This is a genomic window from Zhouia amylolytica AD3 (genome assembly GCF_000511935.2).
Taxonomy (GTDB): domain Bacteria; phylum Bacteroidota; class Bacteroidia; order Flavobacteriales; family Flavobacteriaceae; genus Zhouia; species Zhouia amylolytica.
This window is the reverse complement of the sequence record NZ_AYXY01000001.1, coordinates 394990-420712: the sequence shown is the minus strand read 5'-3', so window position 1 is coordinate 420712 and position 25723 is coordinate 394990. Positions and strand designations below refer to the sequence as shown.

The following is a 25723-nucleotide window of genomic DNA, read 5'->3' as shown; positions in this document are numbered from 1 at the left end:
AACAAGATGGAGTTTTTTTTTATAAAAGCTTTTCTGGTACCTGTTACTTAAAAAAAGAATCTACAAATTCATACTTATTAAATACCTGAAGGTCTTCAATCCCTTCTCCAACTCCGATATATTTAACCGGTATCTGAAACTGATCAGATATTCCTATTACAACTCCACCCTTGGCAGTACCATCCAGTTTAGTAACCGCCAAAGAAGTAACTTCAGTTGCCTTTGTAAATTGTTTGGCTTGCTCGAATGCATTTTGCCCTGTTGAACCATCAAGAACTAACAACACATCATGAGGAGCATCCCCAACCAACTTTTGCATTACCCTTTTTACTTTGGAAAGCTCATTCATTAAATTCACTTTATTATGCAATCGTCCGGCTGTATCGATAATCACGATATCCGCATCTTTAGAAATAGCAGACTTTAAGGTATCATACGCTACAGAAGCAGGATCACTCCCCATATCCTGTTTAACAATAGGCACACCAACTCTGTCTGCCCATACCTGCAACTGGTCTATAGCAGCAGCCCTGAAGGTATCAGCAGCACCCAAAACAACCTTCTTTCCTTGCTTTTTAAATTGATAAGCCAACTTACCAATAGTCGTTGTTTTACCAACTCCATTAACCCCGACAACCATCATCACATAAGGCTTTTTATCAGTTGGGATTGAAAATTCAGTCGCTACACCTTTATTGGTTTCGGAAAGAAGATTGGCAATCTCTTCCCGTAGAATTTTATTCAATTCATCTGTACCGAGATACTTATCGCGCGAAACCCTGTCCTCAATTCTTTCTATTACCTTTAAAGTGGTATCCACACCAACATCACTGGTAACTAATACTTCTTCAAGATTATCCAGAACCTCATCATCTACCTTAGATTTTCCGGCGACAGCCTTACTAAGTTTTGAAAAAAAGCTGGTCTTTGATTTTTCCAGCCCCTTATCTAAAGTCTCTTTTTTATCCGAAGAGAATATTTTTTTAAATAAGCTCATTTATTATGAAATTTATTTATGATAAAACTACGCAAATTTAGGCAATTAAATACTTGACTAAAACTCAAATAGACTGATTCTTTTCAAAAACAATATGTTTACATTAATTAACCGCACAGAACATCTTCCAATTTAAATTTTAATCGATCTACTTTACCGTCCATCCAAATTTAATTACCTTGGATTTTCCATCACTATTAATCGCCAGAAAAGCTGAATGTGAATTCGGAATTTCGATTAATTCTATATGTTCAGGAGCCACATTAGTCTGAAGCTCCATAGCTTTAAACTCACTTACATCGGAAACATATATAAGAGTAGGTTTAGATATACTGAGATTCGGTTTCCACGAACAAGAAAAGCTACCATCAATTTCATTCCTATACGACAAAAGAGTCCCGGTTACTGCCACCGGATAGCTTCGAACCAAACAATCAGAAAAATAAGACTGCTTCGAGATGCCCTTCTGGTAAGCCCAATAGGTTTGTCCCATCTTATATCGCTCTATTAAATTAATATGCACATTACACGGACGAACGTAAGAAACATCAGAAGACAGTGGAAAAGCACCCCACTCATCCAAAACTACGGGCACTCCTCGCTTTTTTGCCGACGAATCTATAACAGACAATATATAGCTTAATCTTTTGTCATTAACCTTTTCCACATCATCCGTATCTACAACCAAATCATAAGCATGAGGAGTATACAATACTAAAGAATCACGCACCCCATTTTCATCATAAGGAATCTTAAAAGTACTCTCTACTCCCATATTACAGAAATAATTATGATTAAAACCTAGAAGTATATCCTCATTAACTTCCCGAATAGAATCCCGGACTTTCTGATAAAAAGCAGATAAACTTCCTTTTTCAAAATTATCGGAAATGGTTTGAATTACAGAAATTAACTTTTGGAAATTTTGATTTCGATTTAGCACCTCAAGAGCCTCATTCCTACCTGAGGCATTTCCCCATAGGGCAGCCAATTCATCCTCGTTCAACTTTTGCCCGGAGTCTTCATAAACGATTTCAGCATATTTTGTCAATAATAATGGTAGTATTTGCTTGGCCACGGAACCAGGAAACGGCTCATTCATTACATCGATACCAGCGACTGATGAATTTGAGCGATACCGTTCAGCAAGAACCTTTAAAACATTCACATACCTATCTTGCACCCCCTTACCATCTTTGGCCGGCTTATTTGCCCAAAAATTGTCAAAAGATTTTTGTACCGCAGGACTCAACAAATAAGAATCACTCCAGATGGCTCCTGTGACATGTGGCATATCTTCATCAAGCGTTGCCCATTCCGGAGCACCATCACTAAATCGACGGGCATACAAATCCTGATGCATATCGAGAATAAGATAAATACCATTATCCTCAGCCCAGCGGACTCTTTTATCAATCTCCTTTAAATAGACTTCATTATAAAACCCTGGCCTAGGTTCTAAAGCATCCCAGAAAATACCATACCGAACACAATTAAAACCAAGCGCTTTAAACTTTATAAACAACAATGAATCTTCCTGGTGTAAATAATCCGCAGCCGGATCTTTATTAATATGACAAATACCATTTAACAGTATGGATCTGCCTGCTTCGTCTTTTATAACACCATCTTCGACACTTATACGACTAAGTGTTGCTTTCTCCTTTGAATTAGAACCTGAACAACTTTGCACCAAAAAAGACATGACTATTACCACGGGTGTTAAAACCAAAACACGAAGAGCAAGCCGCCAACTGAACATCGATGTAATCAAATAAACCATAATTAATCTGTTTAAATTTATTAAACAAATCTACCGCATATGGTTATTTATCCGGAAATCTAAATCTATTTGGTACAAAAAGCCCTCACAAGGGATCAAAGGGCATTAGGGCTTTATATAACGATTATAAAATCTGAAGAGAGATCGCTACCCCAAAAACGAAAAGCTGCCCTCGGTTAGAGTGCAGCTTTATGTATAATAAATTTTGTGAACTTATTTTTTACTCAACCAGTCGTTAACAACTTCTGGAGCCATAACAGACTCAACAAAAGTGTAAGCACCAGTTTTTGGAGACTTCACCATTTTAATGGCTTTTGTCAACCTTTTTGATTTACCTTGTAACGTTGCTACTGTTTTCTTTGCCATGACTCAAAAATATTATTTAATTTCTTTGTGAACTGTCATTCTCTTCAAGATAGGATTAAACTTTTTAAGCTCTAATCTATCCGGAGTGTTCTTTTTATTTTTTGTAGTAATATAACGAGATGTACCTGGCTTACCAGACTCTTTGTGCTCAGTACACTCTAAAATAACCTGTACTCTATTACCTTTCTTTGCCATTTTAATATCGTTTTAGAGGATTACTTAATAAATCCTTTTGCTCTAGCTTCTTTTAAAACCGCTGATATCCCTTTCTTATTGATAGTTTTAAGTGCAGAAGTAGACACTTTTAAAGTAATCCACTTATCCTCCTCAGGGATATAAAAACGCTTTTTTGTTAGGTTAGCGTTAAATTTACGCTTGGTTTTGTTCATTGCGTGAGAAACATTATTTCCCACCATTGCTTTCTTACCTGTAAGTTCACAAACTCTTGACATTTCTTCTAACTTTTGTGTTATTTCAAAACAGGGTGCAAATTAACGAATTTTTCACCATCCGTACAAGCACCAGGCATTAATTTTTTAAAATTTCTTTTTGAAGCATTTCAAAAGCCTTATTTACTGCCTTATTTACCACTCTTTCGCGATGATTTCCAAAATTGAATGCTTCCGAAAACACACCACTTGGCGTAGCTATGGCAATATAGACCGTTCCCAATTCTGCTTCCGAATCTCCCTTGGTAGGCCCTGCATTACCCGTTGTAGCCATAGAATAATCCGATTTATACAACTTTTTAACCCCCAGAGCCATGGCCTCAGAAACTTCAGCGCTAACGACAGAATGTTGATTGATAAGGGATTCCGACACTTTTAAAATATCCACTTTAGTATCGGTAGCATAAGCTACAACCCCTCCCCTGAAATATTTTGAGGCTCCGGGAACAGCGGTTATAGCTTCAGCAAGCTTACCGCCTGTACAACTCTCTGCTACACTTAGAGTCTTATTTTTTTCCGTAAAGAGCCTGGCAATTAAAGCCTCTATAGAATCCTCTTCCTCTAATCCGTAGATCGCATCGCCTATAATGGCACGTAATATCTCGATCTGTTTTGCTACCTCAGAATCTATAAGCTCTCTGTTATCACCCTTAGCCGTAAGTCGCAACCTCACTTTTCCTAAATTAGGCAGGTAAGCCAACCTTACAAAAGACGGAAGATTATCCTCCCAATCCGAGATAAGATCAGCAAGGGCACTTTCTCCTATACCATAGGTCAAAATCGTTTTATGAAGAATGTAAGGAGTTTTGTATGCATTTTGAATTCTGGGTATAACCTCATCCTCTATCAATGACTTCATCTCAAACGGAACTCCCGGTAAAGAAACAAATATTTTCTCGCCCTTGGCAAACCACATTCCCGGAGCTGTTCCGAAATTATTAAACAAGACTTCGGCCTTAGATGGTAACCAGGCCTGCTTCTTATTAACATCGAGTAAAGGCACAGAAAGGTATTTCTTAAAGAGCGCTTCCACGTGCTTTAAAACAGCCTCATTTTCTACTAATTCATCATTAAAATATTCGCAAAGTGTATACTTGGTAATATCATCCTTAGTAGGCCCTAACCCTCCGGTTAATATAACAATATCAGCCCTTCGCTCAGCCTCATTGAGCGCATTTAAAATATGTGCTCTCTCGTCTTGAATAGAGGTCATTTGAAATACCGAAACTCCAATTTTATTCAGTGCCTTAGCTATAAAACTAGAATTCGTATCGACAATTTGACCAATAAGAATTTCATCACCAATTGTGATAATTTCAGCATTCATTACAACTGAAAGTCTTTTTTAAGTTCCAATATGGTTTCGTCCACATAAACAACAGCATCAGGAATCAACGACTTGATTAACTCAATATTTTGATCACCTTTCGCCTCCTTTTCAATGGTTAGAATACTATTTTTGGCATACTCCATTCCCAGCAAATCCAAATTAGGCTTTAGCTTATGAGCATATTGATAAATAGCGTCAAAATCTTCTTGTGCAATAGCCTCCTTTAAGCTGTTTAAATCTCCTGGTACTTCTTCCAAAAATGCCGCGACAATAGTCTCTATAAACTCCTGATCACCGGCAGCTAATTCGTTCAGTTTATCTAGTTGGTATTTCATTTATTTTATATTAAGGGTAAACAATTTCTTTCCTTCCAAATATCCCTCCAAATAATCACCTTTAGTAACTTTACCAACCCCAGATGGAGTTCCCGTAAATACAACATCCCCTGTTTTAAGCGTAAAGTATTTAGAGACATATGATATTAGCTCGTCAATTTTCCATAACATGTGAGCTGTATTTCCTTTCTGAACAACTTCACTATTCTTAATAAGATTAAAATCAACCTTATCTATATCTTCAAATTCATTCTTGTCTATCCATTCTCCTATAAGAGCTGAACCATCAAAAGCTTTAGCCTTTTCCCAAGGCAATCCCTTTTCCTTAAGTTTAGCCTGAAGATCTCTGGCGGTAAAATCAATCCCTAAACTAATTTGGTCATAATACTTATGAGCAAACTTCGGATCAATATGCTTCCCGACCTTATTAATTCGAACAAGTAATTCTACTTCATGATGCACTTCTTCAGAAAAATCCGGAATATAAAAACCTTGTTCTTTATTCAAAATCGAAGTATCGGGCTTTATAAAAACAACGGGGTTATCCGGCTTTTCATTAGCCAACTCCTCAATATGTTCCGTATAATTTCTTCCAACACAAATAATCTTCATCTCCTAAACAATCTTAAGTTACCAATTAATAAATCATTAAACCAAAACAAACTCCAAAAACACAGAATCATCCGATATGAAATGACTTTTAAAACAAGCTATTGAAGTTTATTATTAAGCTTTCTCAATTTAATAGCCGTTAACACCTTTTTGGTATACAAAGGAAAATCCGCGTTTAATATCCATCCAAAATACCCGGGTTCCTGCTCAAGAACTTCTTCAACTTTCTTCCCCTTATGCTTCCCAAAAGAAAAGGCTTCATCCCCCTCCTTGTCATAAATAATAAAACCCGCAAAATCTGCCGTCTGTTTCCTTGTGGTAAATGCCGATAAAAACTTCACATCATTCTCCAGCTCATCATATCTTGCTACCTGGGCTTTCAATACCTCATAGGTCGCCATGGTATCCGCCTCTGCACTATGAGCATCCTCTAAATTTTTATCGCAATAAAACTTGTAAGCAGCAGTTAAGGTACGCTGCTCCATTTTATGAAAAATAGTTTGAACATCAACAGACACCCTGTTTTTCATGTCAAAATCAACATCAGCCCTGAGCATTTCCTCAGCTAACAGAGGTATGTCAAATCGGTTAGAGTTATACCCGCCCAGATCACTATCCTTAATCATGTTATAAATCTCCTTAGACAACTCTTTAAAAGTGGGCTCATTAGCCACTCTGTCATCCGTTATCCCATGAATTGCTGAAACATTCGCCGGAATTGGCATTTCAGGGTTAACCAACCACGTTTTACTTTCCTTATTCCCATTAGGATATACCTTCAAAATAGATATTTCCACAACGCGATCTTTAGCTACGTCCGTACCCGTGGTTTCAAGATCAAAAAAACATATGGGTTTGGTCAGATTTAAATCCATTTCATTTTATTTTTCCTTGGTAAATATACATTATCAAAAAAGAAAACCCTGAAAGTTTCAGGGTTTATTAACAAGATAATATTTATATACTTAAATTATACTTCTCTTTCAGAATCCCAACTTTCAAGATACTCAGCAACGCGTTTCACAAACTGCCCTCCTAGAGCACCATTAACAACACGGTGATCATAACTATGAGATAAAAACATTTTATGTCTTATACCTATAAAATCTCCATCGGGGGTCTCTATAACGGCAGGAACCTTTCTGATAGCGCCCAAAGCCAAAATGGCAACCTGAGGCTGATTGATGATCGGTGTTCCAAACACACTCCCAAATGTCCCTACATTCGTTACCGTATAGGTTCCCCCCTGAATTTCATCAGGCTTCAACTGGTTTAAGCGAGCACGACCCGCCAGATCATTCACAGCTTTGGCCATACCCACCAAGTTCAATCGATCCGCATTTTTAATAACAGGAACAATTAAATTACCATCAGGCAAGGCTGCTGCCATCCCAAGATTTATATTCTTCTTTATTATGATTTTATCACCATCAACAGAAATGTTGATCAATGGGAAATCACGAATAGCCTTCGCGATAGCCTCCATGAAAATTGGAGTAAAAGTCAGTTTCTCTCCTTCTTTTTGCTCGAACGACTTTTTAATTTTATTTCTCCAGTTAACTATTTTAGTAACATCCACCTCAATAAAACTCTGAACATGAGCCGAAGTATGTTTACTCTCCGTCATATGATGAGCAATAAGCTTACCCATTCTGGTCATCTCTATGATCTCATCCTCACCATTAACAGAAACTGGTACTGATGGCGCTATTGGCGCAACCGGCTTCGTTGTTTTCGACTTGATTGCTTGTCCTGACTTCCTGTTTTCAATATAGGCAAGCATGTCGTTTTTGGTTACACGCCCATCTTTACCTGTACCTTGAATAGTATCCAATTCCATTACATCAATCCCCTCCTCTTTAGCCATATTTTTAACCAAAGGTGAATAAAAACGATCAGAGGCTGAAAAATCAACCTTCGTAGTAGCTACGGTTGCTTTGGCAGACTCCATTGATTCTTCCAATTCAGAAACAGCTTCTTCCATCTGTTCTTCTGGCTCTGCTACATTGCTTTCTGCAGGTGCATCACCTTCAATCTCTATCACAGCCAAAACCTGTCCAACCTGAACCACATCGTCTACTTCAAAAAATCGCTCGACCAAAACACCTTCAACTTCACTGGGAACCTCAGAGTCCACTTTATCAGTAGCTATTTCTAATACTGCCTCATCCGCTTCAATAGTATCTCCAACTTCCTTTAACCAAGAGGTTATAGTTGCCTCTGCAACACTCTCCCCCATCTTAGGTAATTTTAGTTCAAATTTTGCCATATTTCTAATTCAGTAGTAATTTTTGTTAGTTGCGTTGCGAAATTAATCAAAAAATAGATGATTCGTTAGTAAATCAATAAAAAATATTCACGGTTCATCGATCAATAACTTTATATTCGGTGTATAAAATTAAGGCTTTTACATAAACTCATCCAATTCAAAGAAGCTCTTTTTAACTTTTTAAAGAGTTTTCAAAAGGAATTCGATTCAAAATACTTCTTCCAAGCGTAACCTCATCTGCATACTCCAATTCATCACCTACAGCTATACCTCTGGCAATGGTGGACGTTTTTATATTAAATGGACTTACCTGCTTATAAATGTAAAAATTCGTCGTATCCCCCTCCATCGTCGAGCTTAATGCAAATATAATCTCTTTAACCACCCCTTCTTTTACCTTTTCCACCAGGGAATGAATATTTAAATCACTCGGACCAATGCCATCCAATGGCGATATCTTTCCTCCTAACACGTGATACAAGCCCTTATACTGACCCGTATTTTCTATAGCCATAACATCCCTGATATCTTCTACCACACACACTAAAGACTCCTCTCGCTTAGGATTGGCGCATATCTCACACAAATCGACATCCGAAATATTATGACAATTTTTACAATACTTGATCTCGTTTCTTAAGTTTTGTAAAGCAAAAGACAACCGCTCCGTTTGATCCTTGGGTTGCCTCAATAAATGTAAGGCCAGACGTAGTGCAGTGCGCTTACCAATCCCGGGTAATTGCGAAATTTCGTATACTGCGTTCTCCAATAATTTAGATGAAAAATCCATGCTACGAATTTACGATTTTAGATTCAGCTAGATGATATTCAAATCGAGTTTTGTATTTTGGCTTGTAAATTTTACAAACATCCATGAAGCCTATACATATCCTAATCCTCATCGCAATCTACTTTGCTGTACTAATCATCATTTCATACTTTACTGGTAAAGAAGACTCCAATGAAGCCTTCTTCAAGGCTAACAAATCATCCCCATGGTTCATCGTGGCATTTGGTATGATTGGCGCATCCTTAAGTGGTGTTACCTTTATCTCTGTGCCCGGAGACGTAGGCAGCGGTATGTTTAGCTATATGCAGGTAGTCTTCGGCTATCTTTTCGGATATTTCGTGATCGCATTCGTCCTGATGCCTATTTATTACAAACTCAATGTAACATCAATCTACGAATATTTAGGAAATAGATTCGGGATTGTAAGCCACAAAACCGGAGCAGCTTTCTTCTTTATTTCCAGGGTGCTGGGAGCAGCTTTCAGATTATTTTTAGTTGCAAGCGTTTTACATGAGTTCGTCTTTAAGTTTTGGCACTTTCCATTTGCTCTAACGGTACTTATATCAGTATTACTTATCATGATTTACACTTTTAAAGGAGGCGTAAAAACAGTTGTTTGGACCGACACCATTCAAACCCTATTTATGCTAATAGCCCTGGTAGTAACTATCGTTTTAATATACCAACAAATGGGCTGGGGTCTTGGGGACTTCCTTGATAGCAAAGAGCTTAGAAAATTTGACAAAATCTTTTTCTTCGACGACTTCATGGCGAAAAATCATTTTGTAAAACAATTTTTAGGTGGAATGTTTATCACCATATGCATGACGGGACTGGATCAGGACATGATGCAAAAAAATCTTACCTGTAAATCACTCAAAGACGCTCAAAAAAACATGATTAGTTTTAGCGTCATTCTGGTATTCGTGAATTTTGTCTTCCTGCTCCTGGGAGCACTTTTGTTCATTTATGCCAATGCGAACAATATAGATATCCCTGTAGTAGATGGAGTAACAAAAACCGACTTGCTTTATCCGGAAATTGCCCTAAAATCAGATCTTGGTATTTCAGTTGCCATATTCTTTACGTTAGGACTGGTCGCTGCTGCATATTCAAGTGCAGATAGCGCTCTTACATCACTAACCACTTCTTTTTGTATCGACTTCCTGAACATAGAAAAGAGGCCACAGAACACCCAAAAGAAAACAAGGAAAAAGGTGCACATTATGATGGCCGGCCTTTTAGTGCTGGTTATAATTAGCTTTTACTACCTGTTAGATCAAAGTGTTATAAGCGGCTTGCTGACGGTCGCTGGATATACATACGGACCCTTACTTGGCTTATTTGCCTTCGGTATTTTTACAAATCACAATATCAAAGATAAATTGGTACCGTGGGTTGCAGCAGTATCCGTTACACTTTCCTATCTTATCGCAAAATTACCGTCAGAATATATCGGTGGATACCAATGGGGTTATGAGTTATTAATCTTAAATGGTATAATCACTTTTATTGGCCTGCTAATAATTAGAAAGAAATAATCTTTAATAACAAACGAATCAAATTAGAATAATTGAAAAAACTTGCATTAGTAACGGTAAGCCTCATAGTAAGTGCAGCATGCGCTCCTGAGAAAAAACAAAATCCTGCTCCGGTAAAGACCTCTATCATTGGCACATGGAAATTAATAACCGGAATAACCATCAAAGACAATGATACAATCATTACCGATTATACAAAAGATCAGGAAATGATTAAAATTATAAACGAAACGCATTTCGCATTCTTAAGGCATGACAAGAATACCAGCAATGACAGCACAGCAGTTTTTGCAGCTGGAGGTGGCCCTTATACAATTGAAGATAACATATATACTGAATATTTAGAATATTGCAATTACCGGGCATGGGAGAATAATTCTTTTTCATTCGAATATTCAATACATAACGACACGCTTACCACCATCGGTGTTGAGAAAATCGACAAGATCGGCGTAAACCATATTAATATGGAGAAATTGGTTCGGTTAAAATAACCTTATTCATAAAAACCCACACCCTGGTCCTAATACCGTTTGGTGGAAAGCAGAACCAATGTACATGCCACCTCATGCCGAATTTTATTCGCCTCTAAAAGCTCGTAAAAGCTTTCATTTTCAGTGCCCGGATTAAATATAACGCGATTTGGTTTCAAAGAAAGGATGTAATCGTAAAATTCTTTCTGAACCTCAGGTCTAAGATACAAAGTAACAGTATCTATATCTGTATACCGAATCAACTGGTCTTCGACCACAACATCAGCTACCCTGCCTTTATGCTTTCCAAAGGCCACAACACTTTCCCCATACATTCTCAATCGCTTTAGAGCTATATAACTATAGCGGCTTGGCTGAAGTGAAGCTCCCATGATTAAAGTTTTTCCCATTTGTTAAAAAGTGTTAATTATTTTAAAACCGAGTAACACATTAGCTAAGCGGTCGTCAATTAAATACGAAACTAAAACAATTATCATCAATCAAAAAATCAACTAACCAATGAGAAATTTCATTGTTACATTTATGCTGTTAACTTGTATCGGCCTCCAATCCTTCGGACAACCTTCTCCGAATGCAAAGATTGGGTCTATAACCGGTAAAGTAATAGATAAAACACTTAATCAACCTATCCCCTACGCATCTGTAGTTGTAAAGTCTAAAGTAGACGGATCTAATATTACAGGGGGAATTACCAATGACGAAGGTGTATTCGAACTCAAAAACATCGAAGAAGGAACCCACCTTTTTGTGGTACAATTCATAGGATATAAGTCTTTCACTAAAGAAATAACCATTTCCAGAGACAACAGAAAGCTTGAATTAGGCACCATCACCTTATCTGAAAATTCAATTGAATTAGAAGGAGTTAGTGTGGTAGGAGAACGAACTACCATTGAGCAAAAAATAGATCGAAAAGTAATTAATATCGGTAAAGACCTTAGTACTGCTGGTGCCTCGGCTTCAGATATAATGAACAACCTTCCTTCTATTAATGTAGATCAACAAACGGGAAACATTAGCATGAGAGGGAATGAAAACGTTAGGGTAATGGTAGACGGAAAACTCTCAAACATACCGGTTAATCAACTCCTAAAACAAATTCCTTCTACCTCAATTAAAAGCATTGAACTAATAACAAACCCTTCAGCTAAATACAATCCTGAGGGTATGAGCGGTATCATCAATATCATTTTACATAAAAACGCTAATATTGGGTTTAACGGTAATGCCAGCGTTGGGCTTACGTACGATGAAAATGCTAAATTTAATAGTGCTCTCGATTTAAATTACCGAAATGGAAAATTCAACCTGTATGGCAATATCGGAACAAATATTGGCAAAAATAATAACCATGGAAATATTTTTCGGGATGTAGAAAACTCAGAACAACTATTTAATTTTCAGGATAACAACAAATCATACCTGTACAAAGTCGGGGTAGACTTTTATCTCAACGATAAAAACACGATTTCTTTCTTTACTAACCAAAACATTTATGACGGAAAAGCGAAAGGAAACACCAACATTATTTACAACGACGATCCAACAAGAAATTATTTCCAGAATGCCTACAATAAAACAGACAATCATAGTCAACAGTACAACTTTGACTATAAACTTGATTTTGCTAAAGAAGGTCACAATATCGAACTAGAAGTTGATTACAATACTTTTGAAAGTGACAGCGACTTCGATTTTCTTTATGGAGGAAATACCAACCTACAAAACTATTCCGATTTTGTAGGCACCGACAGAACACAGCTAATAAGCAATTTGGATTATGTAAATCCAATTTCAGAAAATTCAAAACTGGAGGCTGGATTAGAAGCCAGATTATATGAATCTGATATCGATTACTCCTCAACCGGACTAACCTTTAATCCGGACTCAGGAAATCTGGAAGCAACTCTCGACAGAAACTTTATTTACAACATGGACATCTATTCCGCCTATGTAACCTTTGCTCATGAATATGAGAAATGGGCTTATCAGTTAGGAGCAAGAGCAGAAACAGTAGACGTAGATGCTGATTTAAACGAGAACAGTGTTTACAACGATGATTATATACAAATATACCCTTCAGGGTTTTTAACCTATACCCCTACTGAAAAAAATCAATACCAATTGAGTTTTAGCCGTAGAGTTGACAGACCGGGATTAAACCAGGTAAACCCATTCAGGGAATGGAGCACTCCGCAAATATCATCACTGGGAAACCCATTACTCGAACCGCAATTCACAAACTCAATTGAAACCAATTATACCCGAAGATTAAAAAATGGAAGTATTACAGCGGGCGTTTTTTACAGGCTTATAGAAGATGAAATCAACAGGGCGGTTTACATCGATAGAGTCGATACCGAAAAAATTATTTTAACCTTCGATAATTTTGATCGAACCTCAGCTTATGGATTAGAAATCTCCTCCAACTACAGACCGACAAAATGGTGGAATTTTAATGCCAGTTTCGATCTCTACTCTCAAACTCAAAGAAGTGTAACCGAGCGATCGATTTCACCAGATGAAAATATCACTATCGACGAGATTATCACCGAAGAAGTTAAGATCACTAATACCCCATGGAACTTTAGAATGAATAACAATTTTAAAGTAACAAAAATATTAACGCTGTCATTATTCGGCATGTATAGATCCAGCGCCAAAGGAATTCAATTTGAAACGAAACCAATGTATTTTGTAAACACCGGAGCTCGTTTAAGCTTTGCTGAGGGTAAAGGAACATTGAGTTTAAATTATAACGACATTTTTAATACTATGCGATTCGCTTTCGAAGGAGAAAACCCATACCAACAGGAAGGTTCATTCCACTGGGAAAGTCAAAGTGTTTACCTCGGACTGTCTTATCGATTTGGAAGTGGTAAAAATAGAGCATTAAGCAGAAAGAACAGAGATGACAACACCAAAGATGCTGGTGGAGGAATCTTATAATAAGATAACTATGCAATTTTTACAAAGTCAATGGTTAGTGTTTTATTGCTAGTTATATTAAATCCGGGAAAAATAACCCGGATTTTTTTGTTCTTTATCAACTTAATCGTAATATTGCAATATAATAATTAACAGAAATGGGTATTACCAAAACAGAAATCTTTACAGAAGAGCAAAATCAGATTGCCAAAATAGCCAAGGTTATTGGTCACCCTGCGAGAGTCGCAATTATTGAATACCTCATCAGAGTCGACCAATGTATCTGTGGCGATTTAGTTGAAGAAATAGGGTTAGCACAACCAACAATTTCTCAACACCTCAGAGAACTTAAGAATGTAGGCCTAATAAAAGGAAATATTGAAGGAACCAGCGTATGTTATTGTATCGATCCAATAAACTGGAATCATATCAAAGCATTGTTCTCTTCATTTTTCGATACCTACAAAAACGAAGCCTGCGATGAACAGTGCTGCTAAAAAAATTTTAATTTATTAATCGTAATATTGCAATAAACAAATTTAAAATGAAAACATCAGAATTTATATCACTGTTGGAAAAACACCCCGACCTTCCATTGTATTTTGAATACAAGCCTGGATTATATACCCGAAATGATTATCATATAACAGAAATTAAAAACGTGTCCTTTGATACAGTTGATTGTGGTGGTATTCAGAACAAATGGGAAGAAACCCATGTACAATTATGGGAAAATGAAGTCCCTGAACCGAATCATAAAATCACAACCTCAAAGGCCCTGAAAATTTTTCAATTAGTTGAAAAAATCCGACCAACATTCCAAAATGTAGAGGTTAAAATTGAATACGGAAACAAAAATTTTCATACCGCCATACTTCCGGTTCATAATATTCAGGTTTATGAAGATAAACTTATAGTCAAGTTAGTGCAGGAGCACACAACTTGCAAAGCTAAAGACCGGGCAACAACAGCTGATGAAAAAGCCGATGCGTGTTGCTCAGCTCCGGCAAAACCTGAAAAGAAAAAAATAAAATTAGCTGAAGTTCAGGAAAACGCTTGCTCACCGGGAAACGGTTGTTGTTAGAAAAATGAATTTCCACACTATCACCACATACAATTACCCTAAGGTAGCTCAAATTTACCAGGCAGGTATCGATAGCGAAAATGCAACTTTTGAAGTGAACGTTCCTACATATCAAGAATGGGATCAAAAGCATTTACCATTCGGACGAATTGCGCTGTTCGATAAGAATAAGATGGTCGGATGGGCTTCTTTATCCAGAGTATCTCAAAGAGAAGTGTACAACGGTGTTGCAGAAGTTAGTATTTACATCGCACCTAATCAACAAAGGAAAGGAATCGGAACACTTTTACTCCAAAAACTCATTGAGGAGAGTGAAAGCAACGGAATCTGGACACTGCAATGTGGCATTATGAGAGAAAATAAAGCCAGTATTGGACTTCATAAAAAATGTGGTTTCAGAGAAATCGGTTACCGGGAAAAAATTGCCGAACTTCATGGTGTGTGGCGCGACAACATCCTAATGGAACGCAGAAGTAAAAAAATTGGACGCTCATCTTAATTATTTAAACAAATCTATCCACAATGAAAAAGAAACTATCGTTTTTAGACAACTACCTGACACTTTGGATCTTTTTAGCCATGGCATTAGGAGTTGCTATTGGCTATTACATTCCGGGTACAGCAAATTTCATTAATTCATTTAGCTCAGGATCAACCAACATTCCAATCGCTATAGGACTCATTGTAATGATGTATCCACCTTTAGCTAAGGTGAACTACAAATTATTACCCAAGGTTTTTAAAAACACCAAATTACTCTCACTATCTTTAGTACTCAATTGGGTCATAGGCCCGTTACTAATGTTTTTTCTGGCCATCACTTTTTTAAGAGATGAACCGGAATATATGACAGGTCTTATATTAATAGGCTTGGCACGCTGTATTGCGATGGTCCTTGTATGGAATGACCTGGCCGATGGTAGCAGCGAGTATGCAGCAGGGCTGGTAGCCTTGAATAGTATTTTTCAAGTGTTCGCCTATAGCTTTTACGCCTGGATTTTTATCACCATACTTCCACCATATTTTGGTTTCGAAGGCGCTATCATAGATATTTCCATAGCCACTATTGCCGAAAGTGTCGCTATTTATCTTGGCATTCCATTTTTACTAGGGTTTTTAAGCAGAGTGATTTTGGTAAAGCTCAAAAGTGAAGCGTGGTATATGAATGAATTTATACCTAAAATTTCCAAATTAACTCTTATAGCCCTGCTATTCACTATCGTAATCATGTTTAGCCTAAAAGGAGAACTGATTGTAAACATCCCCATGGATGTTGTAAAAATAGCAGTACCATTACTCATTTATTTTGCACTTATGTTTCTGATTGGGTTTGGGATCAGCAAATGGTTTAAGGCTCCTTATGATGAAAACGCCGCTGTTTCTTTTACCGCAGCCGGTAACAACTTCGAACTTGCCATTGCGGTGGCTATAGCTGTATTTGGATTGAATAGCGGCCAGGCATTTGCAGGTGTAATTGGCCCATTAGTAGAGGTACCTGCACTTATTTTATTAGTGAAGGTCTCCTTTTGGTTAAAAAACAAGTACTACGATAAAAAATTAAACACCCAAAAAGCTTAAAATGAAAAACATTCTTGTTCTATGCACAGGCAACTCCTGCAGAAGCCAAATGGCACATGGTTATTTAAAACAATTCACAGCGAATAAAGCTAATATTTACAGCGCCGGGGTCGAAATTCACGGTTTAAATCCTTTTGCTGTAGGTATCATGGCAGAAGATGACGTTGACATTAGCAAACACACATCAAATCATGTCGATGAATACTCAAATATTCATTTCGATTTTGTTATAACTGTTTGCGATCATGCCAACGAAAGCTGCCCGGTATTTATCGGAAAAACAAAAAAAATTCATCATGATTTTTCCGATCCAAGCAAAGCATCCGGGACTGTAAAAGAATTAATAGAAGCATTCCGAAATACTAGGGATGAGATCAAAGAATTCTGCCATAAGTTCGCAGAAGAAAACATCTAAAATCCTGGTCATAGATCATTTTAAGTGCAATCAACAACAATAAATCCAAAAAAGCTCGAGGATTCGATTGCACTTAAATTGATTTTCTTTCAAAAAAATACATCCATAAAGAACGGGAAACCCTGAAATTAAATGTACTAAGCAAAAATGCTAAGATGGCAACACTAATGACCAAAACAATATTTCCAAAGCCAAGAATAAATTTAACCACCACCAATAAGGCAACTAACTCTGCCACAGCCAACGAATAACTTACATACATAGCTCCGAAAAAAAATCCGGGTTCACGCTCAAAAACATAACCACATGCCTCGCATGATTTGTACATTTTAGGCATTTTAAAAAAAATTGGGTTACCGGAGTCTTTAAAAATCGCCCCCTTTTCACATTTAGGACACTTACATTGAATAGCCTTTATATACCTACTCATAGATCAATTTATTTAGATGAACAAATTTCAATAATATAATAAATATGAAGGTTGCCTGATTATTGCTTTTATTTGTACTTTTAAGACATAACCCACTACAGATGTCATTACTCAATATTTTAAATATTCAACAATTCAACAACGGTCAAAAAACAAATGATTTTTATAGCAACACCTTTGAAAAACACATCAAAACACATCATAAAAACATTTCGCATCCTCATAAACACGACTTTTATGTAGTTATTATTTTCACTCGGGGCTCCGGCATACACGAGATCGATTTTCACAGCTACGACATTAAACCCGGTACCGTATTTTTATTAAAACCCGGACAAATTCATAACTGGGAACTCTCAAGGGACGTAAAAGGCTTCATCTTCTTCCATTCAAAATCATTTATAGACCTGAACTACACGAATAATTCAGTCGATAACTTCCCCTTTTTTTATTCATCTCAAAATCCTCCCAACGTTTGTTTAAAAAGTACCCAACTGCCCGCTTTTTTAAACTACTTCAAAGAGATTAATCAAGAACAAAAACAAGATTACATTTTTAAATACCAAAGAATCATTTCACTTATTAATCTTCTATACATAGAGCTAACAAGAGTTTATTTAACAGGCTCAATTCCATCCGTACAACCACATATCGATTCTGAACGAATAAAAACGCTGGAACTCCTGATTGAAAAACACTATAAAAAAACAAAATTTGCCTCCGATTATGCAGACATGATGCACCTGAGTCCAAAGCATCTCAATCGCATCATTAAAAAAGCACTTAACAAAACTACCTCAGACCTGGTAATGGAAAGAGTTATACTGGAAGCAAAAAGAATGCTCATCTATGCCAAAGGCTCTCTTACTGAAATTGCGCACGAATTAGGATACGAAGATTACGCATATTTCTCCAGGGTTTTCAAGGAAAAAACCAGTATATCTCCCAGCCAGTTCGCGAAAAACTATCAATAAAAAAGTCGTTGTAAAAACAACGACTTTTTTATTGATTTTATACTTCGTATTACCATTTAATAATGGCGCTCCCCCATGTAAAGCCACTTCCGAATGCAGCTAACACAACGGTATCTCCTTTTTTAATCTTTCCTTGTTCCCATGCCTCTGTTAAAGCTATCGGAATCGAAGCAGCGGTGGTATTCCCATATTTCATGATATTATTGAATACCTGTTCGTCCTTTAACTTGAATTTCTGCTGTATAAACTGTGAAATTCTAAGGTTTGCTTGATGCGGAATTAAAATATCAATATCTGAAACTGAAAGGTTATTCGCCTCCAAACCTTCATTAATAACTTCGCTAAAACGAACCACTGCATTTTTAAAAACAAACTGACCATTCATATACGGATAATAAGAAGTATCCTCCGGATTATTATCTTCAATAATATCCGTAACCCATCTTTTACCCATTCCGGGAGCTATTAAAGACAATTCTTCCGCATACTGCCCTTCAGAATGCATATGGGTAGACAACACACCTCTCGATGTATCTTCCTCTCTGGTTAATACTGCTGCACCGGCACCATCACCAAATATTACAGACACTCCCCTTCCTCTGGTAGTCATGTCTAATCCTTTAGAGTGAAGTTCCGATCCTATAACCAATACATTCTTATACATGCCCGTTTTAATATATTGATCGGCAATCGAAATAGCATAAACAAACCCGGAACATTGATTTCGAATATCCAGGGCTCCCACGGTTCGAAGACCTAAATCCCGCTGTACTAATACTCCTGGACCCGGAAAATAATAATCCGGACTCAAGGTAGCAAAAATAATGAAGTCTATATCCTCTTTAGCTACGCCCGCTCGTTCAATTGCAATTCTGGCAGCTTCTACACCCATTGAAGTCGTGGTTTCACCACTTCCTTCTACCACGTGACGACGCTCCTTAATTCCCGTTCGTTCCTGAATCCACTCATCATTAGTATCCATCAACTTCGATAAGTCATCATTCGTCACAACATTTTCGGGCACATAATAACCAAGCCCTGCAATTCTAGAATTATACATATTCATATAATATTAGTTCATAACAAAATACTGTTTTTCAGAACAAAATCAGCTCTGCAATTTAAGTATTTATAAAATAAGATCACTTAAAATGATTTATTCTTAATAATAGTGTCATCTTGTCACTTCACTATCGGTATGGTATTTTTTTTGCCATAGGTGGTTCGTGAAGAATAACATGAAAAACACAATTCTATGACAACTGGAAATATTAATGTATCTGTTGAAAACATTTTTCCGCTGATAAAAAAGTTTTTATACAGCGACCACGAGATCTTTTTAAGAGAGTTAATATCAAATGCTACGGATGCAACTTTAAAGCTAAAACACCTTAGTAATATAGGGGAAGCTCAAGTTGACTATGGAGATCCGATGATAGAGATCAAAATTGACAAGGAAAATAATAAACTCCATATTACCGATCAGGGTATCGGTATGACTGCCGAAGAAGTGAAGAAGTATATTAACGAAGTAGCTTTTTCAGGGGCAGAAGAATTCCTGGAAAAATATAAAGATTCTGCAAAAGATAGTGGGATCATTGGACACTTCGGACTTGGTTTCTATTCTGCATTTATGGTGGCAGACAAAGTTGAAATTATTACTAAAAGCTATAAAGATGAACCTGCAGCGCATTGGAGCTGTGATGGTTCACCGCAGTACGCCTTGGAAAAAGCCGACAAAAAAGACAGAGGTACTGAGATCATCCTTCATATCAACGAAGACTCAAAAGAATTTCTGGAAGACAATAAGATCGCCGAACTTTTAAACAAATACAATAAGTTCAATGCAATTCCGATAAAGTTTGGCACAAGAACCGAAACCCTGCCTAAACCGGAAGATGCTAAAGAAGACGATCCGGCACCTACGAAAGAGGTAGACAACATTATCAATAATACACAACCGGCATGGACTAAGCAACCTGCCGACCTGGAAGATGAGGACTACAAAACCTTTTATCGTGAATTGTACCCAATGCAATTCGAAGAACCCTTATTCAACATTCACTTAAATGTTGATTACCCTTTTAATTTAACCGGAATACTTTATTTTCCAAAACTTTCTAACGATATCAATCTGCAGAAAGACAAAATTCAATTATATCAGAATCAGGTTTTTGTAACAGATAACGTTGAAGGAATTGTCCCTGAATTTTTAACGATGTTAAAAGGAGTTATTGATTCTCCGGATATTCCATTGAATGTCTCAAGATCCTATCTTCAGGCTGATGGTAATGTGAAGAAAATTTCAAGCTATATTACACGTAAGGTTGCTGATAAACTTGCATCATTATTCAATAACAATCGTGAAGATTTCGAACAGAAATGGAACGATATTAAGATCGTGATCGAATATGGTATGCTTTCAGAAGAGAAGTTCTTCGATAAAGCTCAAAAATTTGCCCTTTACCCGACAGTGGATGGAGATTATTTAACCCTGGAAGAGTTAAAAGAGAAAATAAAAGACAATCATACTGACAAAGACGGGAATACAGTAGTACTATACGCTAGCAATAAAGACATCCAACACAGTTACATAGCAGAAGCCAAAGAAAGAGGGTACGAAGTGTTACTATTAGACTCGCCAATCGTTTCTCACCTGATTCAAAAGTTGGAAACCTCGAACGAGAAATTCACCTTTGCCAGAGTTGATGCCGATTCTTTAGATAATCTCATCAAAAAAGATGAAGAGAAAATCTCCAGGCTATCTGATGAAGAAAAAGAGAAACTAAATACAGTTCTGGAAGAGGTCGTACCGAAAGAAAAGTACACAGTAAAACTCGAAGCACTGGATAGCGCTGCCTCCCCTTTTGTGATAACGCAACCTGAATTTATGCGTAGAATGAAAGAAATGAGTGCTACTGGTGGCGGAGGCATGTTCGGTATGGGCAACATGCCTGAAATGTACAATCTGGTAGTAAACACCAATCATGACTTAATAAGTCAGATTGTAAGTACCAAAACCAAAGCGAAGCAAGAACGACTGATTAAGCAATCGTTAGATCTTGCCCGTCTATCACAAGGCTTATTACAAGGTGAAGAACTTACAAACTTCATCAAGCGAAGCTATGATATGATCAAGTAATTAATTGAAACTAATTATCATATTTAAACCACTTCTTAATTAAGAAGTGGTTTTTTTATTACCCTTGCCGGAGTTTTGTTGCTTGGAACAGATGATCTTTATCCGTATCTTAGTAGAGTTGCTTTTTAAAAATAAAACACCCGCAAGTGAAAACATTATTTCAAAAACTAAAGCTTGAAAACCAACAAGAGATTTTGGTTATAAATGAACCGGATGGCTTTAACGAACAGCTTGCCGAATTAACAGGTATTGATGTTATAGAATCATTGGTTCAGATAAATCAGGTAGAATTTGCGCTTGTTTTTGTAAAAACAATAGAAGAATTCGAGCGTCAAACGCAAACCCTGTTACCCAAATTAAAAGATGATATCGTATTATGGGTAGCGCATCCAAGAAAAGTGTCTAAAACCCTAAAAACTGATATTACGAATGATTACGCCTGGTCACCACTGATCAAAAATTGTTATACCCAGGTAGGATACCTGAAAATAAATGATGATTGGGAAGCCCTGCGATTTCGTAAACTCGAATATACCAAATGCAGGGAAATCAAGAACCGTTAACCATTCTTACCAAAAAAACCATAATTACTTATGAAAAACTTTCTGTTTGCTCTGAGTCTTATACTATCGATCACTGCCTGTAAGCAAGAAGATAAGAAAGATACAATTTTAGAAATAGACCTTCCCCCTATAAATGAAGTTTTTGAATCCTATTACCAACAAAGTCTCAAACTCAACCCAATCAACGCAACCTTTGCCGGAGACAATCGATTCAATGACAAACTACCCAACAATATCACTAAAAACTATAAAGAAACAGCGTTAAATGTTTTTCAAACCTATAAAGATTCCCTGGAACTTTACGACGATACATATTTAAACGACGAAGAAAAGTTAAGCAAAGCTGTTTTACTTTGGGAACTTGATCAAAATATCAATCTCCTGAAATTTAAAACCCATTTGATGCCCTTAAACCAATTCTCTGCCATGCATCTTACTATTGGGCAATTAGGAAGTGGAAGTAGTGCCCAACCGTTCAAAACTATAACTGATTACGATAATTGGCTGTCAAGATTAGATAAATTTTCAGTCTGGATAGACTCTGCAATAGTGAATATGAAAAAAGGAGTTGAAGAAGGATACGTGTTGCCAAATTCACTCATCCTTAAAACAATTCCCCAAATTAAAGACCTGACCAAAACTCCGGTAGAAAAGAATTTATTCTTTGCCCCTGTTAAAATGATCCCGGAAAACTTCACCAAAGAAGAAAAAAGTCATGTGACATCATCCTATACACAAACGATTAAAGACAAGGTGATTCCTGTAATGGATCGTTTGAACACGTATTTAAATGATCAGTATCTGAAAGCCGGAAGAGCGTCCTCAGGAATTAGTGATATCCCTGAAGGCAAGGAACTTTATAACGCCCTGATTAAGCAATACACCACAACCAACATGACAGCCGATGAAATACATCAGTTGGGATTAAGTGAGGTGGCACGTATTAAATCGGAAATGGAAAAAATAAAAAAAGAAGTTGGTTTCAATGGAGACCTCAACGCTTTCTTCGACCAGGTCCGTAATAAAAAAGAATTAATGCCTTACAACCAACCTCAACAGGTCATCGACCACTTTAATGAGATTCATGAAAAAATGAAGCCTAATCTCATCACATTGTTTGATCTTACACCAAAAACAGCTTTTGAAGTTCGAAGAACAGAAGCATTCAGAGAGGCTTCTGCCAGTGCTGAATATAACCCAGGCACCCTGGACGGAACCAGACCGGGTATCTTCTATGTGCCAATTCCAAACGTCGAAAAATACAATATCTACTCCGACGAAGACCTTTTCTTACATGAAGCAATTCCAGGTCATCACTATCAAATTTCACTTCAACAGGAAAATGAAGAACTCCCTGATTTTAGAAAAACATTATGGTATTCTGCCTACGGGGAAGGATGGGCGCTGTACGCGGAATCTCTGGGGAAAGAATTAGGACTTTATAATGACCCATATCAGTATTTTGGAATGTTGAGTGCTGAAATGCATAGAGCCATACGTCTGGTTGTCGATACAGGAATACACGCTAAAGGATGGTCCCGTGAAAAAGCAATCCAGTATTCCCTGGATAATGAAGCGGAAAGTGAAGCCAGTATCATTGCAGAAATTGAAAGGTACATGGCTATCCCTGGTCAGGCATTATCCTATAAAGTAGGACAGTTAAAAATTCTTGCCCTACGACAAAAAGCCGAAAAGGAACTCGGTGACAAGTTTGACATCAAACAATTTCACAATAAAATATTAGAGTCGGGCTGTATTCCTCTTAAACTATTAGAAGATAAAATCAATCAGTGGATTACCACTCAAAAATAATTAAATCACCCCCGGCATTTCCAGCGCTATGAAGCCTTGAGAATTGCTATTTAAATATAAGCTTATGTTACCATGGCATCTATACCTAATGGCCCTGCTATACGTATGTGCTGGCATTATGCATTTTTTGAAACCAAAAATATATTTGCGCATCATGCCCCGGTATTTACCAAATCATAAAGGACTCGTATGGTTTAGTGGTCTTGCAGAAATTATATTGGGCATTTCAATTTGTATTCCGGCAATTAAAAATATTGCACTTTATGGAATTATCTTAATGCTTTGTATTTTTCTCTTGGTACATTTCTATATGCTCAGCAGCGAAAAGGCTTCGGCCGGATTCCCAAAATGGCTCCTCCTGAGTAGAATACCCCTGCAGTTTATACTGATGCTTTGGGCATATTCCTATATAAATTAAAAAGATAAAGGCCGTTGGGTACGGCCTTTATCATTAATTAACTCAAAAAAATCAAATCGCCTAAGCAATTCACTTATAAACAACCACTATAAGCTTCTACAGGTTAAGTTCGCCTTATTATCTAAGGAAATATTGTTATAGTCTAAATACTTTAATAATCCAGCGAAAAAAGTCAAATAAAACAGATTTCCAATTACCTCTGATGAGTTTCCGCTAATCATCATCACCAGGGTTAAAACTCCAAATAATACTAAGCCTGCTATAAGACTTGGTTTAGTGAAGAAACCTGGTAAAAGAAACAATCCTAATCCAAATTTGATAAAAGGAAGACAAATCAATAACGCTTGAAATACATTATTCTCTAATAAAATGTTTCCTCCTGAAGTACTAACAATATTCGATGAGAGCTCATTTAAAGCAACAGTTTCTCCATATCCCGCAAACATTAATTGCGCTCCTACAAAGATTCTAATTCCAGCATAAAACAACTTCATCAACACTTTAAATTTCAGCACTTTATCCTTTTTCCGAGCGCAAAAATACTATGTGAAAATAATAAAACAAGCATTTTATCGGAAATTTTATAAACTTTAACACCAAATCGTGCTATAAACTGATAATCAACATTCTATTGCCAAATTATCATAAAATGGCATTCAAAACCTTAGCCAGTCGAATTCCCCCTTTTAACAATTGATACCTCACCTGACTAAAATTTTCATACATATACCCATATCCTAATTTAGCACCTGAATCAGCTGTTGCATACACTTTATCAGCCAGCTTTTGTGATTCATAAGTCCAGTCCAAAATAGTACCTTCCTCAATAGCTTTTCGCTCTTTCCTGCTTAACTTCGGAAGGTTCTCTGCAAGTTCAGAATAACTCATCTTATAATGGTTGATCATATCGCTATCCCAAACCCGATGCAAATTAGTCCCTTTATTAAACCATCTAACCTGAATGTCATTACCTCCCTTGTCTTCAGCCCTCCCTACGTGCAAAGGCTGATGCAAATCACCTATTAAATGTACAAGCATTTTTAAATAGAAGGCCTTATCATCTTTAGTAGCCTCCTTTTGCTGAATCACAGCAATGCACTTTTCGATTCCCTGTATAATATCACCATGCGCCGAGGCATCATGTGAATCGTATAATCCCCCGGATGGAATATTCACATAATGCCACGGATTAAACTCTTTATATCGCTTATCTGATTTGATATCGTCTCCAAAAGTAGATACTAAAGCTAAACTCTGACCATCTAACAATAAATTCAACTTTCTTTTAGTACTGCCTTTTAAGTATTCAGTCGCTACCTCTCCGACAACCCTATGACCGGTAGCTCCCCATATTGAAGTCTCTGCCAAACAAAACTGACTCGATAGCACTAGCAATAATAACAATCTTTTCAT

29 protein-coding genes are annotated in these 25723 nt (G+C 36.9%); 13 read left to right on the top strand and 16 right to left on the bottom strand.

Going from position 1 to position 25723, the window contains the following annotated elements; genetic code table 11:
- Positions 1–43: 43 nt before the first annotated feature.
- The 11 genes from ftsY to recR form a co-directional block, all read right to left on the bottom strand.
- Entirely contained in the window at positions 44–997 is a 954-nt protein-coding gene (gene ftsY / locus P278_RS02125; protein WP_038261473.1) for a signal recognition particle-docking protein FtsY, read from the bottom strand.
- Between the two features lie 148 nt (positions 998–1145).
- A complete protein-coding gene (locus tag P278_RS02120) occupies positions 1146–2780 on the bottom strand; it encodes a glycoside hydrolase family 5 protein (protein WP_082436062.1) in 1635 nt (544 codons plus the stop codon).
- A gap of 213 nt (positions 2781–2993) precedes the next feature.
- Positions 2994–3146, bottom strand: a complete 153-nt coding sequence (locus P278_RS16380; RefSeq protein WP_074979502.1) for a DUF4295 domain-containing protein — start codon at positions 3144–3146, stop codon at positions 2994–2996.
- Positions 3147–3158: 12 nt separating this feature from the next.
- Positions 3159–3341: a 50S ribosomal protein L33 gene (gene rpmG, locus P278_RS02115; protein WP_038261471.1), complete on the bottom strand. Its 183-nt coding sequence runs from the start codon at positions 3339–3341 to the stop codon at positions 3159–3161.
- Between the two features lie 20 nt (positions 3342–3361).
- Positions 3362–3598, bottom strand: a complete 237-nt coding sequence (gene rpmB / locus P278_RS02110) for a 50S ribosomal protein L28 (RefSeq protein ID WP_038261468.1) — start codon at positions 3596–3598, stop codon at positions 3362–3364.
- 76 nt (positions 3599–3674) lie between these two features.
- Positions 3675–4922, bottom strand: coding sequence for a competence/damage-inducible protein A (locus tag P278_RS02105; RefSeq protein ID WP_038261465.1), 1248 nt, complete (start codon positions 4920–4922; stop codon positions 3675–3677).
- Positions 4922–5260, bottom strand: a complete 339-nt coding sequence (locus P278_RS02100; protein WP_038261462.1) for an Hpt domain-containing protein — start codon at positions 5258–5260, stop codon at positions 4922–4924. The genes P278_RS02105 and P278_RS02100 overlap by 1 nt, the downstream gene beginning before the upstream one ends.
- A complete protein-coding gene (locus P278_RS02095; protein ID WP_038261459.1) occupies positions 5261–5872 on the bottom strand; it encodes a fumarylacetoacetate hydrolase family protein in 612 nt (203 codons plus the stop codon).
- Positions 5873–5970: 98 nt separating this feature from the next.
- The gene (locus tag P278_RS02090) at positions 5971–6747 is read right to left on the bottom strand and encodes a 3'-5' exonuclease (RefSeq protein WP_038261453.1); all 777 of its coding nucleotides are present in this window, start codon (positions 6745–6747) and stop codon (positions 5971–5973) included.
- Positions 6748–6842: 95 nt separating this feature from the next.
- Positions 6843–8141, bottom strand: coding sequence for a dihydrolipoamide acetyltransferase family protein (locus P278_RS02085; RefSeq protein WP_038261449.1), 1299 nt, complete (start codon positions 8139–8141; stop codon positions 6843–6845).
- A 172-nt stretch (positions 8142–8313) separates the two neighbouring features.
- A complete protein-coding gene (recR, locus tag P278_RS02080; RefSeq protein ID WP_038261448.1) occupies positions 8314–8931 on the bottom strand; it encodes a recombination mediator RecR in 618 nt (205 codons plus the stop codon).
- 83 nt (positions 8932–9014) lie between these two features.
- Between recR and P278_RS02075 the strand changes: the two genes are divergently transcribed.
- Positions 9015–10472 (top strand): sodium:solute symporter, encoded by a 1458-nt coding sequence (locus P278_RS02075; RefSeq protein WP_038261445.1) that lies wholly within the window; start codon positions 9015–9017, stop codon positions 10470–10472.
- 32 nt (positions 10473–10504) lie between these two features.
- Positions 10505–10966, top strand: coding sequence for a lipocalin-like domain-containing protein (locus P278_RS02070; RefSeq protein WP_038261442.1), 462 nt, complete (start codon positions 10505–10507; stop codon positions 10964–10966).
- A 29-nt stretch (positions 10967–10995) separates the two neighbouring features.
- On the opposite strand, the gene P278_RS02065 is transcribed toward P278_RS02070, so the two are convergent.
- Positions 10996–11355: a CoA-binding protein gene (locus P278_RS02065; RefSeq protein WP_038261439.1), complete on the bottom strand. Its 360-nt coding sequence runs from the start codon at positions 11353–11355 to the stop codon at positions 10996–10998.
- Positions 11356–11464: 109 nt separating this feature from the next.
- Between P278_RS02065 and P278_RS02060 the strand changes: the two genes are divergently transcribed.
- The 6 genes from P278_RS02060 (at position 11465) to P278_RS02035 (ending at position 16971) form a co-directional block, all read left to right on the top strand.
- The gene (locus P278_RS02060; protein ID WP_038261436.1) at positions 11465–13915 is read left to right on the top strand and encodes a TonB-dependent receptor domain-containing protein; all 2451 of its coding nucleotides are present in this window, start codon (positions 11465–11467) and stop codon (positions 13913–13915) included.
- A 137-nt stretch (positions 13916–14052) separates the two neighbouring features.
- On the top strand, positions 14053–14391 hold the full coding sequence (locus tag P278_RS02055) for an ArsR/SmtB family transcription factor (protein ID WP_038261433.1): 339 nt from the start codon (positions 14053–14055) through the stop codon (positions 14389–14391).
- Between the two features lie 47 nt (positions 14392–14438).
- A complete protein-coding gene (locus P278_RS02050) occupies positions 14439–14978 on the top strand; it encodes a DUF6428 family protein (protein WP_038261431.1) in 540 nt (179 codons plus the stop codon).
- A gap of 4 nt (positions 14979–14982) precedes the next feature.
- Positions 14983–15477, top strand: coding sequence for a GNAT family N-acetyltransferase (locus P278_RS02045; protein ID WP_038261428.1), 495 nt, complete (start codon positions 14983–14985; stop codon positions 15475–15477).
- Between the two features lie 23 nt (positions 15478–15500).
- Positions 15501–16556: an ACR3 family arsenite efflux transporter gene (gene arsB / locus P278_RS02040; RefSeq protein WP_038261424.1), complete on the top strand. Its 1056-nt coding sequence runs from the start codon at positions 15501–15503 to the stop codon at positions 16554–16556.
- Position 16557: 1 nt separating this feature from the next.
- Positions 16558–16971, top strand: a complete 414-nt coding sequence (locus tag P278_RS02035; RefSeq protein ID WP_038261421.1) for an arsenate reductase ArsC — start codon at positions 16558–16560, stop codon at positions 16969–16971.
- Between the two features lie 73 nt (positions 16972–17044).
- Here P278_RS02035 and P278_RS02030 read toward each other — a convergent pair whose 3' ends face one another.
- A complete protein-coding gene (locus P278_RS02030; protein ID WP_038261418.1) occupies positions 17045–17401 on the bottom strand; it encodes a DUF983 domain-containing protein in 357 nt (118 codons plus the stop codon).
- A 101-nt stretch (positions 17402–17502) separates the two neighbouring features.
- Between P278_RS02030 and P278_RS02025 the strand changes: the two genes are divergently transcribed.
- Positions 17503–18375: an AraC family transcriptional regulator gene (locus P278_RS02025; protein ID WP_038261414.1), complete on the top strand. Its 873-nt coding sequence runs from the start codon at positions 17503–17505 to the stop codon at positions 18373–18375.
- Positions 18376–18424: 49 nt separating this feature from the next.
- On the opposite strand, the gene P278_RS02020 is transcribed toward P278_RS02025, so the two are convergent.
- Positions 18425–19435, bottom strand: a complete 1011-nt coding sequence (locus tag P278_RS02020; protein ID WP_038261849.1) for a 3-oxoacyl-ACP synthase III family protein — start codon at positions 19433–19435, stop codon at positions 18425–18427.
- A 195-nt stretch (positions 19436–19630) separates the two neighbouring features.
- Between P278_RS02020 and htpG the strand changes: the two genes are divergently transcribed.
- The 4 genes from htpG (at position 19631) to P278_RS16710 (ending at position 24310) form a co-directional block, all read left to right on the top strand.
- Positions 19631–21517 carry a molecular chaperone HtpG gene (gene htpG / locus P278_RS02015; protein ID WP_038261411.1) on the top strand — a complete coding sequence of 629 codons (1887 nt, stop codon included), beginning with the start codon at positions 19631–19633 and terminating at the stop codon, positions 21515–21517.
- A 146-nt stretch (positions 21518–21663) separates the two neighbouring features.
- Entirely contained in the window at positions 21664–22080 is a 417-nt protein-coding gene (locus P278_RS02010) for a hypothetical protein (protein WP_038261407.1), read from the top strand.
- A gap of 30 nt (positions 22081–22110) precedes the next feature.
- Positions 22111–23892 (top strand): DUF885 domain-containing protein, encoded by a 1782-nt coding sequence (locus P278_RS02005; protein WP_038261404.1) that lies wholly within the window; start codon positions 22111–22113, stop codon positions 23890–23892.
- A gap of 64 nt (positions 23893–23956) precedes the next feature.
- The gene (locus tag P278_RS16710) at positions 23957–24310 is read left to right on the top strand and encodes a DoxX family protein (RefSeq protein ID WP_038261401.1); all 354 of its coding nucleotides are present in this window, start codon (positions 23957–23959) and stop codon (positions 24308–24310) included.
- A gap of 86 nt (positions 24311–24396) precedes the next feature.
- Here the strand turns inward: P278_RS16710 and P278_RS01995 are convergent, their stop codons facing one another.
- Complete coding sequence (locus P278_RS01995; RefSeq protein WP_152973872.1) at positions 24397–24825, bottom strand: hypothetical protein; 429 nt, start codon at positions 24823–24825, stop codon at positions 24397–24399.
- Between the two features lie 127 nt (positions 24826–24952).
- Complete coding sequence (locus P278_RS01990) at positions 24953–25723, bottom strand: S1/P1 nuclease (protein ID WP_038261395.1); 771 nt, start codon at positions 25721–25723, stop codon at positions 24953–24955.